Here is a 16,193-nt window from a genome sequence, read left to right on the forward strand (position 1 = left end):
AATGACCTATATTTTAACTGATTCCTAAACGAGCCCACTGCTTTTGCAAGCGGGCTTCTGAGATCGGCATCTTGGTCTTCATTGGTTGAGAGAATAATGAAATGCGCAATTCCTCAACCATGAAATACAATTCTTTGAGGCGCGCGTCATTTTTAAATTTAAATAATTTGTCCATCCAAGGATCAATCTGTGCGATCGCATCAGCATCCCTCATTAGATTATTTGGCAATCGATCTAAACGCAAGATCAAAGCTTTTAAATATCGTGGATATTCTTGCCAAATATCTGAAGATTTGCTGTAAACAAAATTTGATAAATCCATCAAATCAAGTTGATCTTCGATATCATCCATATTTTGAGCAAATACATTTTGATCCAAGACCAAAAGCTTTTGTCGAATTTCCTGCCATTGAATGAAAATTTCACTCATCATTTTTAAGGCTTCTTGTCCGATCGACAAAAACTGTTGTTTGACCTGAATGAGCAGTTGATTATATTCATCTGCATTAATCGGAAGATCTACAATCGACATTTGCAAAGTCGCATAAATCAACATTTGCTCAAGTTTTGCCTTATCACCTAAAGGCGAATAAGCCAAAGCTAATGGTTTTGAAATCTGCTTTTTCAACTGACGGATCAAATCGCCCAACTGCATATGAATCAGGCGAATGATACCCTCACGATGCTGTTTGATCGCTTCATCTTGATCATTAAAGGTTTGAATCACGATCCCTGACTCATCTTTCGCATCTAGTTTCGCAAAGGCTTTTACGGGCACAAGTGCTTGATATTGTTTAACAATAACACCTGTCACTTTTTGCGAAGCTTCAAACACAAATTTTTCAGGGAAAGTTTTAAATTCACCTTTAAGTTGTTTCACTGGACTATGTGTTTCTGTACGGCAACGTGCTTTGAGTTCTTCAAGATCACGACCTTTTTCAATCACACGCCCTTTTTCATCAATCACTTTGATAAATGGAATGAGAAATTGATCAATTTTATCAAAAGAAAAATCTTTGCTTGTAATCTGTTCACCGCGCAATTGAAATGCCAAAAATTCAAAAATATGCTCACGCAAATGTGTGGCATCAATTTGTTTTGACAGTTTTTTTGCAGTATCTGGAATGGGTACAAGATTACGACGTTTATCTTTAGGCAATGATTTTAGTAATGCTTCAATCAAATCCAAACGCCAGCCCGGTATTCCCCATGACCAAATCTTTTCATCGACTTGCGGCAAGGCTTGCACAGGAATTTTAACCGTAGCCCCATCTTCATCATGGCTCGGATCAAATCGATAACTTGCAGCCAAACGTAGCTGACCATTTTGTAAATAATCTGGGAATTGTTGCGTGGTTGGACGATCATTCATCCAGAGCGCATCATCATCGACAAATAAATAACGTGGATTTTTAGGCTCAACAGTCGCACGCCAGTCTTCAAAACTTCGACGGCTGGCAATATCTTCTGGGACTTTTGCAGCATAAAACTGGTAAATGGTTTCTTCGTCCACCACCAAGTCACGACGTCGTAATTTATCTTCAACTCTTTCAACTTCTTCAAGTTTTAATAAATTATGTTTTAAAAATGGTGGGGTTGAACCTAGATTACCTGTTGTTAATGCATCTCTTAAAAAGATTTCATGTGCAGCAGCTTGATCGACTTTTTCATAATTGGTCAATCGTTTCGGCTCAATAATCAAACCAAACAACGAAATCTGATCATAAGCATTTACAATGCCCGGCTTCTTCGCCCAATGTGGCTCAAAATAGTGATGCTTCAATAGATTTGGTGCAGCGAGCAATATCCATTCAGGTTCAATTTTTGCCAAATTACGTAAATAAACCTGTGAAGTTTCCACCATCTCAAAAGCCATAACCCATGACGCACCCGCTTTATGTAAAGTAGATGCTGGGAAAATTCGGGCTTTTTGCTGACGCACTGCCATATAAACATTTTTTTCATCTGTTTTATTGGCAATAAACGAAAGCAATCCCGTCAATAAAGCACGATGTAGATTTTCATAGCTTGCAGGTTTTTCATTGAAAGAAAGTTTTAAACTCTGAGCCAAATCAAGTAACTGCTCATGTGTTTTCTTCCATTCTCTTAATCTTAACCAACTTAAAAAATGCTGACGTGCAAATGTACGACGTTTATTTTCACTTAAATTTTCACGGTTATTTTGCAGCGTTTCCCAGAGCTTACTATAAAATAAAAAGTCAGAATCTGGCTGCTTAAACAAGGCATGTTTTTGATCTGCTTGTGCCTGTTTATCCGCTGGGCGCTCACGTGGATCTTGCACAGCAAGTGCCGCTACGATCACTAAAACTTCATTTAATACACCAAAATGTGCCCCACCTAAAATCATACGTGCAAGACGTGGGTCAATTGGCATTTTCGCCATTTGCTGACCGATTTTAGTTAAGCCACTTTTCGATGAATCGCCCTTAGCCTTTCTTTTTTGTGAATGAGACGGATGGCTTGAATCAGACCCTTCTTTATCAGGAGAAGATTTAGGGGAATTATTTTCATGATCAGAAATCGCACCAAGCTCTAGCAAGAGTTTACGACCATCATTGACCAAGCGGTGATCTGGCGGCTCAATAAAATCAAAATCTTCGACAGCCCCCAAGCCCAAGCTTTGCATTTGCAAAATCACAGAAGCCAAGTTGGTTCGTTTAATTTCTGGTTCTGTAAACTCAGGACGACTTAGAAAATCTTCTTCACTATAAAGACGGATACAGACACCTGGCGCAATACGACCACAACGCCCTTTACGCTGATTTGCTGCAGCTTGCGATACCGCTTCAATCGGCAATCGCTGTACACGAGAACGGTAACTATAACGTGAAATACGTGCAAATCCGCTATCAATAACATAACGAATATTCGGTACAGTCAATGCAGTTTCGGCAACGTTTGTGGCGATGATAATACGTCGACCACCACCAGATGGATTGAAAATCTTTTGTTGTTCAGCCAAAGCCAATCGTGCATATAAAGGCAAGATTTGCGTATGACGTGGGCCATATTTTTGTAAGGTCTCTTGTAATTCTCGAATCTCTTGTTCGGTACTCGAAAAAATCAAGATATCCGCATGTTCGGGATGCCCTTTTCTTTCGGCGTCCTTAAAACATTCTTCTACAGCTTGAACGACTGCACGTGGTAGATTTTCTTCAAAATCATCAAAGTCATCGTCATCACTGCCACCGATCGTCATTTCAGAGATAGGACGATAGACCACTTCTACAGGGAAGCTACGACCTTCAACTTCAAAAATTGGAGCAGCGTTGAAGTATTCACTAAAACGATTTACATCTAATGTTGCAGAAGTAATGATAATTTTTAGATCAGGACGTTTTTTTACCAGTTGCTTGAGATAGCCCATGATAAAGTCAATATTAAGTGATCTTTCATGTGCTTCATCAATAATAATCGTGTCATATTTATTGAGATAACGGTCATTTGCCAGCTCAGCCAACAAAATACCATCCGTCATCAAACGAACGAGTGAATCTTTTGAACCTTGTTCATTGAAACGAACTTTATAACTGATCGACTCGCCCAGTTTTTCCCCGACTTCTTCAGCGATACGCTCCGAAACACTTCGAGCAGCCAAACGACGAGGCTGAGTATGACCAATCATCCCAGTTAAACCACGACCAGCCAACATTGCAATCTGTGGCAATTGCGTTGTTTTACCCGAACCTGTTTCACCTGCAACGATAATGATCTGATTTTTTTGAATCGCTGCGATCAATTGATCTGCATACTGAGTGACTGGAAGATCTTGATTAAGTTTAATATTTGGAATGCGCTCAAATCGTTTACGAACTTGGGCATTAGATTTTTCAAATAACGTTTGATATTGCTCAGGATTTACGTCTTTACCCTTTTTAAGTCGATTTAAGCGATGACGGTCGCGCACCATGACCAATTGATCTACGTTTAAATGACTTGGCACAGATAAATAATCCCAAAGATAAAAAATGAACGGGCTATTTTACGCTGTAATCTAAAAGAGATAAAGACATAGAAATGTGATGTTTTTATTCTATTTTTAAATATATCAAACTAAATACAAAGGAAAACCACAATCCTACAAGCCATACGATCAACATCATATTGTGACAATACAAAATACTGTCATGAATCATTTGATAGGCGGTAGAGCTTTCAATAAATCCTGTTGCCCAAAAAATCAGCAAATAACAAAACAACATGACGATAAAAAAAGCCATTTTATTTTTGATAAATATCAAAATAATAGAAAATAAAAATGCAATCATTCCAATCAGCACGAAAGCGACAGGATCATTTGCCGATACCCCGTTTAGCTCTGAAAAATAAGTCAGTTCATCTGGTACAGTATAGCCATTTAGACAAAAGCTTTTCGTATCACGTTCTGAGAAAAAAGCAGCCAATGCAGACAAAAAGAGAAATAAAACAGCAAACAAACGAATGATGTGATGCATCTTAATAATTCAAAATTGTTTTTATAAATTTTATGATTAAATTTCAAACAATTGAAATATTTATTGTTATTTTTTTATATCAAGCCTTGAAATCATCCGCCTAAGGCATCATGTTCTATCACGAGTTAACGAGAACTTTTGTCATTGTACGATCATATATTTCATGCAAAATTTTTTGCAGATTTTCTAAAATGACAAACGATTTGAATTGGTGAAATCGTACTGGAGCGAGCTAAATTCAATTTTCCGATTTTAGCTATGAAAAAATACTATTTCACCAATAACAAAAAAATCATTATGCTAGTTTCAAATTAAATACAAACCACAATCAATGGAGATAGTGATGAGCTTAATTAATACTGAAGTTAAACCATTTAAAGCACAAGCTTTCCAAAACGGTCAATTCATCGAAGTTACTGAAGCTGATCTTAAAGGCAAATGGTCTGTTGTATTCTTCTATCCAGCTGACTTTACTTTTGTTTGCCCAACTGAACTTGGTGACCTTGCTGACAACTACGCTGAATTCCAAAAATTAGGCGTTGAAATCTACTCAGTTTCTACTGACACTCATTTCACACACAAAGCTTGGCATGATTCTTCAGAAGAAATCAAAAAAATCCAATACGTAATGGTTGGCGATCCTACTTGGACTCTTGCTAAAAACTTTGAAGTGTTAATCGAAGCTGACGGTCTTGCAGATCGTGGTACTTTCGTTATCGATCCTGAAGGCAAAATCCAAATCATCGAAATCAATGCTGGTGGTATTGGTCGTGATGCTTCTGAACTTCTTCGTAAAGTTAAAGCAGCTCAATACGTTCATTCTCACCCAGGCGAAGTTTGCCCTGCTAAATGGAAAGAAGGCGACGCAACTCTTGCTCCTTCAATCGACTTAGTTGGTAAAATCTAATTTTTAATTAGATTAAACTGATCAAAAAAACCACGTCTTATGGCGTGGTTTTTTTATTGCTAAATGATTTAGATTTATAACCATGACCAGAGCTATAAATCAATTCATTCTCAAAAGTCTTATATAAATTGAACGATATACTTCAATCGTGATATTGAGTAAACAATACAAGATAAGCATAAAAGAACAATCTACATAAAAATAATTAGTGTACAAATTCATATAATTAAATAATTAGATCTCTTGTTTCGACAATAGCAGTCTTTTAAAAGTATTCACTTAAAATGTAACATGTGTTACATTTTAAAAATGTTGAATTGAGGTGCTGAAATATGAGTGATATTCCTTTAGAGCAATATCGTAAAAAAAGCCAAACAGATTCAGTGAATCAGCAAGAACGTGCAAATTCACAAGTTATTTTCCAAGCATTATTTCAATTGATGCTTGAACAAGGTTATGAACAAGCCAATTTTCAGAAAATATCAAAAATTACTGGTATCAGCCGTACCACACTTTATCGGCGATGGGCTTCTATCGATGATTTATTGTTAGATGCGATCGCTGACAAAGTTCCCTCTGCAATTATTTTAGAATCATGTGCAGACCCGATACTTGAACTACGCCATGTCTTTGTTCAATTGGCAGATTTCTTAAAAAGCCCATTAGGTCATGCTGTTTTACAAGCGACGATTCGGCTACAGGATCAACATAGTTTAGAAAAGCGACAGGATTTATGGGACATCCGTTATCAGCAAATTGTTCAAATATTTCTAAAGTTAAAGCCTGCGCCACATACAACAGATCTAGCAAAATTGCATAATGTGGTCAGTATGGCATTGGGAAGTTTTTATTTTCAAATCTTCGTACAAAAAGCGGAAGTGACAGATGTATTTATTGATTCAATCTTAAACAACACCCTTTTACTCATCCAGCAAATTTAGGACACTGACCATGTATGTAGGACATTTAGCGATTGGCGTAGCCATCAAATCCAAGTTTCCACAAGTTTCAACTCTGGCAATCATGCTTGGAGTCGGCTTCCTAGACATTATTGATGGTATTTTAATCATGTTGGGGATCAATCATGTCAGCCCAAATCTTCAAAGTGGACCTTATTTGTTTTTTGATTTGAAGTTTATTGACTGGGATCATTCACTTTTAATGGCGATCCTTTTATCGATTTTATGGGGTGCAATTTTTTTTAAAAATAAAACCACTGCCATCGTCGCAGGTTTGGCTTGTTTCTCTCATTGGCTTGCTGACTGGCCCTTACATAATATGGACTTGGCTCTGTTCCCATACTCTATCGCGCACTTTGGATATGGGCTTTGGGGAAAATTGGGGACTGGATCTTGGATTTTAGAAGGTATTTTTTCTGCCATAGTCCTCGCTTATGCTTGGCAACAATTTAAAAAGCAGAATATTTCCATATTTTGGCCAGTTGTATTTCTCACTATCTCATTTTTTAACCTTTCACCGTGGTTTTCTCCGATGAAAAAGGCTGCTCAGTTGGCGGAACCAAATGCGTCTCTCTTACATGGATTTTTTGTATTTATCGGCTTCTTCATCCCAGCGTTACTGATTACTTGGTTAATCAATCGTCAAAAGAAATCTTTTCAATAAAATGACTTGGCACGAGAAGTTAAAACTTTGGGGCTATATGTCACAACATAGCCCCTACTCTATTTAGTATGACTGCTGAGTATTGCTCGGTTTTCTCCAATACAACATCACAAATCCAATCAATAACCACAGCGTAATACTGGATAAATACAACACTGAATGATGTGCTGAACTAAATGCTTGATTTGCAATCAATTGAATTTGAGCTGCAACTTGATCATTTACATGTGGCAAAATTTGCATAGTTTCTGCAATAGAATTTTGTGCACTGGATGTATTTTCTTCAGATAAAAGTCGCCCAAAATTGACTTTTTGACTATAAAAATATGAGACAAGTAAACCAAAAATCGCAACTCCAAATCCTGCTCCTATCTCATAAGACATGCCCTCAATTGATCCTGCCGCTGTGGCTTTTTCGACAGGACTTGCAGAAATAATCGCAGAAGTCGCAGCTAAAAATGTCGCTTCAATACTAAAACCAAGCACGATCATCCAAAACCATGCAAGGATCTGTTGTTGCATAAAATGAGTTTCAGCAAGACCAATGAGACAAATCGCAGACAAAGCAAGCCCAACCAATATGATGTGACGCACACCAAAATGGTTGATTAGGAAACTAGCAAAAATACCGCTCAAACTGACTGCCAACATAAATGGCAGTACAAATAATCCTGCGTCCAAAGCGGAGTATTGATATACAAACTGCAATTCTTGTGTAATAAGCAATTCAAAACCGACTAAGGCAATCATTGCAAAAACACAAATCAGAAAACCAATTTTCACAGGTTTATATTTAAACAAACTTAGATCGAGTAAAGGTTCATCCAACTGTTTTTGTTTATGGATAAAATAAAACAGTAAAGCAGCACCGATACAAGCAATCGAAAAGACCAGCGTATCTAAGCCTTTCATCGCCGTTTTTAATGCATAAATAATCAGCAATATAGAACATACTAAAATCAGTGCATCGAAAATATTGATATGTTTCTGTTGGTTTATCTCTTGATTTGGAAGTAAATAATATGCAGCAAAGATCACGATAATGATCAATGGAATATTAATTAAAAAAACTGAACCCCAGTGATAGTGTTCAAGTAAAAAGCCACCGATTAATGGGCCGAATGCCGCACCACCACCGCCTGCAACCACCCACATTCCAAGTGCAAAATTACGCTTTTTTTCATCTAAAAATACACTTCGAACACATGCGAGGGTCGCTGGAATAATCATTGCAGCACCGAAAGCCAAGACCATTCTGGCAAATATTAAATAATAGGCATTGATTGAAAAAGCTGCGATCAGCGATCCAATTCCAAAAAACCCAGCACCCATGATCATCAAACGCTTATAGCCTAGCCTTTCTCCAAGTGCACCCATCGGTAAAATAAAACCAGCCATCATCAGTGAATAGATATCAATAATCCACAGCATCTGAGTATTTGTTAGACCTAATTGCTGCGTAAGCGTTGGAATCGCAACATGTAATACCGTTGCATCAATTGAAACTGGCAGATATATCAGTACAACTATTGCTAATATATACCACTGACGTAACATAAAATTTACCGACTATTAACTTGAACATATGTTCAATTATGATATACAAACTTGAACAAATGTTCAATTTAGTGCTAGGCAAATGAATGAGCTATTTAAACAAGCAAGATAGAAAGAATCAAATCATTGAAATTGCAAAACAAATTGTATTAAATGATGGTTTAAATGCATTAACTGTTCGACATTTAGCAACAACTGCTAACATTTCAGTAGGACAAGTGCATCACCATTTCGGCTCAGTCTCTGAGCTTAAATCTACGGTTTTCTTAAATTTAGTCCATATCAATCTACAGATCGAACCTGAAAATTTAGATGAATTGAACCAGCTGATTTATATTTTAGGTTTTGATCAGACTCAAGAAGAACTTTGTTATCTAAAGCTTTGGAATGATGCCGAAAAATTGATGGATTTAGACACTAAATTTAAACCTGCTTATCAAGAAGCGATACAACTTTGGCATCAAGCAGTCATGACAGTTTTAAAGCATGGGCAAGCTCATGGTGCTTTTCAGTTTCAAATAGCCCATGTTGAAAATATCGCATGGCGGCTCATTGCAGCGTCTTGTGGTCTTGAAAGTATTTATAATTTAGGTTTTACGGGTATGGATCAGGATTTTTTCCAAAAAAACATTCAGACATTTATAGAAAATGAATTGCAGCTGAAATAATGTCAATTTCATGAAAAATTCGATAGCACTTTTAGTGATAAAAATATGCTTATTTATTTGATAAATTATATTATTTTTACAATTCAGTAATACAAGACCAAGGCAAATTAGATTAGTTTCAAACATAAGCAGAAAATAAATTCTGTGAATGTAAATTTAATCAGAGGTTGCTTATGGGAACAATGCTTGCCGTGACTTCTTGGAACTACAATGCTTCTGCACGGTATCTCAAAATTTTTTATAATAATGGCTCAGGAGAGCTGTATCACCCTGTGCCCGAATTTATCTATAATAATTTGCTTCGATGTAGTGATAAAACTGCCTTTGTACAGAAATACTTAGAATATGACTTGCACTTTACACGAATAACAATTTCATAAAAAAATCAGGGATTCTCCCTGATTTTCCTTTAATTGCTCTATCTCTAAGACTTAAATACCACCATAAATAGTCCAGCACCTACGGATAATGTCGTCGTCATAAAGCGTGTATCTTGTTTTACTTCACTGATAAAAGTTTTCACTTCTGCAGCATGCGAGATGACATTGTCTACGATGAGCACGCCGCCATTTGGATTGATCATATGCTGTAAATATTGCCAATATTCAATATAAGTTTCACGTTCTGCATCAAGTAAAATCAAATCAAATTGTTGCTGATGCTCAGCTAAATAATCTTTGGCATCACCGACCCAAAAATCAATCACATCCGCAACTTTCAGCTCATTGGCATATTCGATCGCTTGTTTCGTTCTTTCTGGATCTATTTCAAGTGTAGTCACCTGCCCTTGTGTCACTTGGGCTGCATCTGCAAGCCAAAGTGTTGAATAACCAGTAGAAGTTCCGATTTCTAAAATCCGCTTAGACTGCTGGATACGAATCAACATCGCCAAATACTGTGCAGATTCTGGTTCAATATTTCTATAGCGCTGAATTCGATCTGGCATTGCCGCATCATGTTTGATAAAACATTGATATAACTGATTTACACGTTGTAAAAACTCAGGATTTAAACTCATATTTTGTGTCCTTGTTATTTTCAGCGCAGTTAGATTGTATTTTTTATATGCGTCAAAATAGTTAAATTTTACGTAGTTTCTTGAATCAATTTAAATCTTGCCAATGTTTGACCATCTACATCGACTTGTTCTTGGAACATTTCTAGGGGTCTAACCCACATTGAATAATCACCATATAAACATTGATAAACGACAAGCTGTTCTCGCGTTTCACTATGTGTCGCCACATGAAAAACTTGATAAAGCTGACCTTTATAATGTTGGTAAATCCCTTTTTTTAACATGAAAATGAGCTACTTTATTTCTTGATTGTTTCCGATATTAAATCAATGTCATGTTAAAAATATAGTTGTTTTACAAAATATTATCTAATTTTAATGATAACTTGCACTGTACTGCTCAAGTTTTAACAGCTCAACAAAAAATGTATCTTGACGAGCAAAGAAAATAAATTTTCAGTCCTCTTTTGTAAGAAAAGTCTTGTTTTACGCCGTTTATGCCAAACCATCAAATAAACCGATCACATTTATAATTACAAACTGTTTTACCTATTTATAAATATGGCGTACTATTGCTTTCAAGATAAGAAATTAACTCCTTTGGAGAACGGAAAATGTTAGATCAAAATATTAAAGCCCAACTCAAAGCTTATTTAGAACGTCTAGAAAGCCCGATTGAATTGGTTGCAGCCTTAGATGATTCTGATAAAGCATCTAAAATCAAAGAACTTGTCACAGAAATCGCTGAACTTTCTGACCAAGTCACTGCTCGTTTTGATGGTAACAATAGCCGTCGTCCAAGTTTCGGTGTAGCAAAAGTCGGTGAACAACCACGCGTATTCTTTGCTGGTTTACCGATGGGGCACGAATTTACCTCTTTAATTTTGGCTTTATTGCAAGTTTCTGGCTATGCACCAAAAGTGTCTGATGAAATTTTAGCGCAAATTAAAGGCTTAAATTTAAAAGCGAATTTTGATGTATTTGTTTCTTTAAGCTGTCATAACTGTCCTGATGTTGTTCAAGCACTCAACTTAATTGCGATCAACAATCCTGAAACAACGGCAACCATGATTGATGGTGCATTTTTCCAAGACGAAGTTGAAGAACGCAAAATCATGGCTGTACCAATGTTGTTCCAAGACGGTGAGCATGTGGGTCAAGGTCGTATGACTTTGGAAGAAATTGTCGCTAAATTGGATACAAACTCTGCTGCGAAAGAAGCTGAAAAATTAAATGCAAAAGATGCATTTGATGTATTGGTGATTGGTGGTGGACCTGCAGGTGCAACAGCAGCGATGTATGCATCACGTAAAGGGATCAAAACCGGTATCGTTTCTGAGCGTTTCGGCGGTCAGGTGATGGATACAATGGATATTGAAAACTTTATTTCTGTAGTGAAAACTCAAGGTCCACGCTTTGGTGCAGACATGGAGACTCATGTTCGTGAATATGAAGTTGATATCATGAACTTGCAACGTGTTAAACATCTCCGCGGTGCTGATGAAACTGCCAATGGATTAGTTGAAATTGAACTTGAAAATGGCGCTAAATTAGAATCAAAAACTGTGATTTTATCTACAGGCGCACGTTGGAGAGAAATGAATGTACCGGGTGAGAAAGAATACAAAACACGTGGTGTAGCGTATTGCCCTCACTGTGATGGTCCACTTTTCAAAGGTAAAAAAGTTGCCGTGATCGGTGGTGGTAACTCTGGTGTAGAAGCAGCGATTGATCTTGCGGGTATTGTTGAGCATGTAACTTTGGTTGAATTTGATACTAAATTGCGTGCTGACCAAGTGCTTCAAGATAAATTGAACAGCTTGCAAAATACCACAGTGATTTTAAATGCACTTTCAACTGAAGTTGTCGGTGATGGTTCACAAGTGACTGCACTTAAATATAAAGATCGCGCAACAGATGAAGAACATAGCTTAGAACTTGCAGGGATCTTTGTCCAAATTGGTTTATTGCCAAATACAGATTTCTTAAAAGAAAGCAAAGTTGCACTTTCAAACCGCAATGAAATCGTGGTCAATGAACGCAATGAAACCAATGTTGCTGGTGTTTTTGCAGCAGGTGACTGTACAACTGTGCCATATAAACAAATCATTATTGCAGCAGGTGAAGGCGCGAAAGCATCATTATCCGCTTTTGATTATATGATTCGTTCTGGTCAATAAGCCCAGTCATCCATTTTAAAGAATGACTTAAAAAATCCACTTTTACATAAAGTGGATTTTTTATATTTGAGATAAGCATTTACAAATGATCACTATTTTTTTAGAGCGCTTAATTTATATTCTGAGTGTCCATAAGATTGTGGATGAATTATAAAAGGTCTAAAACATGAATAAATTAGCAATCGCATTAGGTTTAGCAGCAACAGTAGCGCTTGTTGGCTGTAATAAACAAAAAGAACCAGAAACTGGCGCTTCAACAGGTGAACATTTAAAAAATGCTGCTGATCAAGCAGGACACGATATCAAAGATGCAACCAACCATGCTGCAAATACGACGGCTACGGCTGTAGATAATGCGACAAATGCAACCGCTACTGCTACAGATCATGCCGTAAATGAAGCCAATAAAGCCGCAGATAGTGCGCTTGCATCTGCTAAAGAAGCTGCACAAGACGCAAAAGATGCAACTAAACAAGCAACAGCAAAAACAGCTGAAGCCGTAGAACATGGCGCAGCTCACGTGAAAAAAGAAACGTCAAATTAAAACCGATATTATTTAGCTATATTTATAAAAAATGCTTATCCAAGGATAAGCATTTTATTTAATGTCATGACATTTTCAGTTTTATTTTTCAATTAAATCATTTGTTTTTTTGCTCAATGCTAGATCTAATTGTTCTTTATCTAAAGCTTTGTCCCATTTTGCGACTACGATTGTTGCACAAGCATTACCGATCAAATTGGTCAAAGCACGGCACTCCGACATAAAACGGTCTATTCCCAAAATCAGCATCATACCAATCACAGGCACGCTCGGCACAACTGCCAAGGTCGCAGCTAAAGTGATAAATCCTGCACCAGTAACACCCGCCGCCCCTTTCGAAGAAATCATCGCAACCAAAAGTAATAATATTTGCTGACCGATCGTCAAATCGATATTCATGGCTTGAGCGATAAATAATGCTGCCATAGTCATATAAATATTGGTTCCATCTAAGTTAAATGAATAACCTGTTGGAATCACCAGACCTACAACTGATTTTTCGCAGCCTGCCTTTTCCATTTTATTCATCAAAGATGGTAAAGCAGCTTCTGACGAGCTGGTGCCCAATACTAACCAAAGTTCATCTTTGATATAACGCATCAATGCAAAGATAGAAAAACCGTTATATCGAGCAACTGCGCCCAATACTAACGCCACAAATAAAAAAGCAGTGATATAAAATGTCAGTATCAGGAACATCAAATTTCCGATACTTTTCAAACCAAAAGCACCAATGGTATAGGCCATCGCACCAAATGCACCCAGTGGTGCAAATTTCATCAATAGTCCAACGAGATAAAAAATCGGTGCAGTTAAATGATTGAGAAAATCAACAATCGGCTGACCTTTAGCACCCGTAGCAGCCAAAGAAATTCCAAATAAAATCGCAACAAAAAGAACTTGAAGAATGTCATTTCCAATCAATGGGCTAACCAATGTTGTTGGAATAATATTCATTAAAAAACTCACGATATTTGTATCATGTGCTTTTTCAACATAGGTGCTAATTTTTGCAGCATCTTTACTGGCTTGCAAAACCGCTGGATCGATATTTAAACCATGACCCGGCTGTATGACATTGGCAACGATCATCCCGATAATCAGCGCAAGCGTTGAAAATGTAATAAAGTACAGTAAAGCTTTACCTGCAACCCGTCCCACAGCCCCCATATGTTTCATACTGGAGATGCCCGTAACAACGGTTAAAAAAATGACAGGAGCAATAATCATTTTGACTAAATTGATGAATGCAACGCCTAGTGGTTGCAAACTTTTACCTAAATCAGGCGAAAAATGCCCCAACAAAATACCCAATACAATTGCAAATACAACTTGTACGTATAGGATTTGATATAGCTTTTGTTTTTTACGTGGTGGTGGTGACTGCTCACCAACTTGAATTTCCATAAATCCCCCAATCATTAAAATCACTAGAAATCTGTAAATATTAAATTTCTAAATATATGATTTTAATTATTTTAAAAAAAATTAGTAAATACTATTTATCTATAATATAAATATATAATTCATTAAAATTTTTGGAATTAATTATTAGATTATTCATTTTTTAATTAAATTGAATATGCAGTACATTCGATAATCAATATTTTATATTTCGCGCATTTAAGATTAAACATGTCAGCATAATTTCAATCATCCCCCAAATACCACCTAGATCAAACTATTATTTTTTATATATTTTTAACATTAATAATATTGTTTATTGAGATAATTAAAATCTATTATTCATTTGCAATTGATCACAAAATATCATTTTAAATATTGAGATAAATCACATATAAGTTTTTTAAATATACTACATCAATTATTTCAAATCACTTTAAACACAATATACTCTGTTATATAATATTTAATATTAATTATTAAGTTAAAATAACCACGATGTCGTTTTAAATTTCTCTTTTATGTCTACTCTCTCGAATAAAGCTATTTCCGTCCAAAAGTCGGTTTGGTTTGCTTTAGCATTTCTTATCATTGGCTGTCTAGGTGCTTATCATTTTGTTGGTCTCAACCAAGCATTGCTCTTTTTAGTTGGCGGTGCTTTAGGGATGACTTTGTATCATGCATCGTTTGGTTTTACCTCAAGTTGGCGTGTTTTTATCAAAGAACGTCGTGGTCGTGGCTTACGTGCACAAATGATCATGTTGGCTTTGGCAGTTGTGTTATTTTTCCCTGCCTTAGGCGCAGGTCAACTGTTTGGTCATCCAGTGCAGGGCTTCGTATCACCAGTTTCAATGTCAGTCGCTATCGGGGCGTTGATTTTTGGGATTGGCATGCAACTCGGCGGTGGCTGCGCTTCTGGCACACTTTATACTGTCGGTGGTGGTAGCGCTCGTATGGTCATCACTTTAGTCTTTTTCTGTTTTGGTTCTTTATTGGCGACCAAACATCTAGACTGGTGGTTCAACCTACCTCATCTCGCACCGATTTCTGTAATTGAACAATTCGGTGTTTTGCCTGCGATTTTGGTGAACTTTCTACTTTTCGCTGTGATCGCTGCCATTACAGTTGTGCTCGAGAAAAAACGTCATGGTTCACTTGAAAGTGAAACAAAAACTTCTCAGCATGGACTCAAACGTTTTCTACAAGGACCTTGGCCATTGGTTTGGGGCGGGATTATTTTAACCCTCTTAAACTTTGCCACTCTTGCTTTAGCTGGTCGTCCATGGGGTGTCACTTCTGCACTTGCCGTTTGGGCTGCGAAGTTTGTCGATATGATCGGCTTCAATGTGTCAACTTGGGATTATTGGCAACAACCTGCAAATGCCGCTGCCCTCTCACAACCTTTGTGGTTTGATATCACCTCAATGATGAACTTCGGTATCATGCTCGGTGCATTGCTTGCGGCAAGTTTGGCTGGGAAATTTGCTCCAAATTTCAATATCCCTAGACGCTCAATTTTGGCAGCTGTATTTGGTGGATTACTACTTGGTTATGGTGCGCGTTTAGCGTATGGCTGTAACATTGGTGCATATTTCAGTGGTATTGCTTCAGGTAGTTTGCATGGCTGGTTATGGTTAGTTTTTGCTTTTATCGGTAATGCATTTGGTGTTAAATTGCGTCCATTCTTCTTCCCAAATGAAAAACCACAACCGACTAAAATCACTGGCTGTTAAATCATAAATTGAATTTATGTTTGCATAAAACTTCCTCTTGATAGAGGAAGTTTTTTTAGGTTAATATGTTATGTTTTTGAATAAT

14 protein-coding genes are annotated in these 16,193 nt (G+C 36.9%); 8 read left to right on the top strand and 6 right to left on the bottom strand.

The window, feature by feature from the left end:
- Positions 1-13 precede the first annotated feature (13 nt).
- Both F960_RS07510 and F960_RS07515 read right to left on the bottom strand, forming a co-directional pair.
- Complete coding sequence (locus F960_RS07510; protein WP_373855018.1) at positions 14-3,931, bottom strand: DUF3418 domain-containing protein; 3,918 nt, start codon at positions 3,929-3,931, stop codon at positions 14-16.
- Between the two features lie 118 nt (positions 3,932-4,049).
- Positions 4,050-4,475, bottom strand: a complete 426-nt coding sequence (locus F960_RS07515; protein WP_004861620.1) for a hypothetical protein — start codon at positions 4,473-4,475, stop codon at positions 4,050-4,052.
- Between the two features lie 343 nt (positions 4,476-4,818).
- Between F960_RS07515 and ahpC the strand changes: the two genes are divergently transcribed.
- From ahpC to F960_RS07530, 3 genes are all read left to right on the top strand, one after another.
- Complete coding sequence (gene ahpC, locus F960_RS07520) at positions 4,819-5,382, top strand: alkyl hydroperoxide reductase subunit C (RefSeq protein WP_004861624.1); 564 nt, start codon at positions 4,819-4,821, stop codon at positions 5,380-5,382.
- A gap of 332 nt (positions 5,383-5,714) precedes the next feature.
- Positions 5,715-6,323, top strand: coding sequence for a TetR/AcrR family transcriptional regulator (locus F960_RS07525; RefSeq protein ID WP_004861626.1), 609 nt, complete (start codon positions 5,715-5,717; stop codon positions 6,321-6,323).
- A gap of 10 nt (positions 6,324-6,333) precedes the next feature.
- Positions 6,334-7,005: a hypothetical protein gene (locus F960_RS07530; protein ID WP_004861629.1), complete on the top strand. Its 672-nt coding sequence runs from the start codon at positions 6,334-6,336 to the stop codon at positions 7,003-7,005.
- Between the two features lie 63 nt (positions 7,006-7,068).
- Here F960_RS07530 and F960_RS07535 read toward each other — a convergent pair whose 3' ends face one another.
- A complete protein-coding gene (locus F960_RS07535; protein WP_004861633.1) occupies positions 7,069-8,562 on the bottom strand; it encodes an MFS transporter in 1,494 nt (497 codons plus the stop codon).
- Positions 8,563-8,648: 86 nt separating this feature from the next.
- Between F960_RS07535 and F960_RS07540 the strand changes: the two genes are divergently transcribed.
- Positions 8,649-9,230, top strand: coding sequence for a TetR family transcriptional regulator (locus F960_RS07540; protein WP_004861635.1), 582 nt, complete (start codon positions 8,649-8,651; stop codon positions 9,228-9,230).
- A gap of 173 nt (positions 9,231-9,403) precedes the next feature.
- Entirely contained in the window at positions 9,404-9,610 is a 207-nt protein-coding gene (locus F960_RS21775) for a KTSC domain-containing protein (RefSeq protein ID WP_004861637.1), read from the top strand.
- A gap of 44 nt (positions 9,611-9,654) precedes the next feature.
- Here the strand turns inward: F960_RS21775 and F960_RS07545 are convergent, their stop codons facing one another.
- A complete protein-coding gene (locus tag F960_RS07545; RefSeq protein WP_004861638.1) occupies positions 9,655-10,248 on the bottom strand; it encodes an O-methyltransferase in 594 nt (197 codons plus the stop codon).
- A 68-nt stretch (positions 10,249-10,316) separates the two neighbouring features.
- Positions 10,317-10,532, bottom strand: a complete 216-nt coding sequence (locus F960_RS07550) for a DUF1653 domain-containing protein (protein ID WP_004861640.1) — start codon at positions 10,530-10,532, stop codon at positions 10,317-10,319.
- A gap of 329 nt (positions 10,533-10,861) precedes the next feature.
- Here F960_RS07550 and ahpF point away from each other — a divergent pair, with 329 nt between their 5' ends.
- Both ahpF and F960_RS07560 read left to right on the top strand, forming a co-directional pair.
- The gene (gene ahpF / locus F960_RS07555; protein WP_004861643.1) at positions 10,862-12,427 is read left to right on the top strand and encodes an alkyl hydroperoxide reductase subunit F; all 1,566 of its coding nucleotides are present in this window, start codon (positions 10,862-10,864) and stop codon (positions 12,425-12,427) included.
- 166 nt (positions 12,428-12,593) lie between these two features.
- Positions 12,594-12,971, top strand: coding sequence for a hypothetical protein (locus F960_RS07560; RefSeq protein ID WP_004861645.1), 378 nt, complete (start codon positions 12,594-12,596; stop codon positions 12,969-12,971).
- 81 nt (positions 12,972-13,052) lie between these two features.
- On the opposite strand, the gene F960_RS07565 is transcribed toward F960_RS07560, so the two are convergent.
- Entirely contained in the window at positions 13,053-14,378 is a 1,326-nt protein-coding gene (locus F960_RS07565) for a dicarboxylate/amino acid:cation symporter (protein ID WP_020846764.1), read from the bottom strand.
- A 518-nt stretch (positions 14,379-14,896) separates the two neighbouring features.
- On the opposite strand from F960_RS07565, the gene F960_RS07570 reads away from it, so the two are divergent.
- Positions 14,897-16,108, top strand: coding sequence for a YeeE/YedE family protein (locus F960_RS07570; protein ID WP_004861653.1), 1,212 nt, complete (start codon positions 14,897-14,899; stop codon positions 16,106-16,108).
- Positions 16,109-16,193: the final 85 nt, after the last annotated feature.

The sequence above is a fragment of the Acinetobacter gerneri DSM 14967 = CIP 107464 = MTCC 9824 genome, assembly GCF_000368565.1.
GTDB classification, from domain to species: domain Bacteria; phylum Pseudomonadota; class Gammaproteobacteria; order Pseudomonadales; family Moraxellaceae; genus Acinetobacter; species Acinetobacter gerneri.

What these genes read in the sequence shown, in the direction of transcription:
- F960_RS07510 (WP_373855018.1), bottom strand. Translation starts at nt 3,931, where the DNA reads ATGGTGCGCGACCGTCATCGCTTAAATCGACTTAAAAAGGGTAAAGAC.
- F960_RS07515 (WP_004861620.1), bottom strand. Translation starts at nt 4,475, where the DNA reads ATGCATCACATCATTCGTTTGTTTGCTGTTTTATTTCTCTTTTTGTCT.
- ahpC (WP_004861624.1), top strand. Translation starts at nt 4,819, where the DNA reads ATGAGCTTAATTAATACTGAAGTTAAACCATTTAAAGCACAAGCTTTC.
- F960_RS07525 (WP_004861626.1), top strand. Translation starts at nt 5,715, where the DNA reads ATGAGTGATATTCCTTTAGAGCAATATCGTAAAAAAAGCCAAACAGAT.
- F960_RS07530 (WP_004861629.1), top strand. Translation starts at nt 6,334, where the DNA reads ATGTATGTAGGACATTTAGCGATTGGCGTAGCCATCAAATCCAAGTTT.
- F960_RS07535 (WP_004861633.1), bottom strand. Translation starts at nt 8,562, where the DNA reads ATGTTACGTCAGTGGTATATATTAGCAATAGTTGTACTGATATATCTG.
- F960_RS07540 (WP_004861635.1), top strand. Translation starts at nt 8,649, where the DNA reads ATGAGCTATTTAAACAAGCAAGATAGAAAGAATCAAATCATTGAAATT.
- F960_RS21775 (WP_004861637.1), top strand. Translation starts at nt 9,404, where the DNA reads ATGGGAACAATGCTTGCCGTGACTTCTTGGAACTACAATGCTTCTGCA.
- F960_RS07545 (WP_004861638.1), bottom strand. Translation starts at nt 10,248, where the DNA reads ATGAGTTTAAATCCTGAGTTTTTACAACGTGTAAATCAGTTATATCAA.
- F960_RS07550 (WP_004861640.1), bottom strand. Translation starts at nt 10,532, where the DNA reads ATGTTAAAAAAAGGGATTTACCAACATTATAAAGGTCAGCTTTATCAA.
- ahpF (WP_004861643.1), top strand. Translation starts at nt 10,862, where the DNA reads ATGTTAGATCAAAATATTAAAGCCCAACTCAAAGCTTATTTAGAACGT.
- F960_RS07560 (WP_004861645.1), top strand. Translation starts at nt 12,594, where the DNA reads ATGAATAAATTAGCAATCGCATTAGGTTTAGCAGCAACAGTAGCGCTT.
- F960_RS07565 (WP_020846764.1), bottom strand. Translation starts at nt 14,378, where the DNA reads ATGGAAATTCAAGTTGGTGAGCAGTCACCACCACCACGTAAAAAACAA.
- F960_RS07570 (WP_004861653.1), top strand. Translation starts at nt 14,897, where the DNA reads ATGTCTACTCTCTCGAATAAAGCTATTTCCGTCCAAAAGTCGGTTTGG.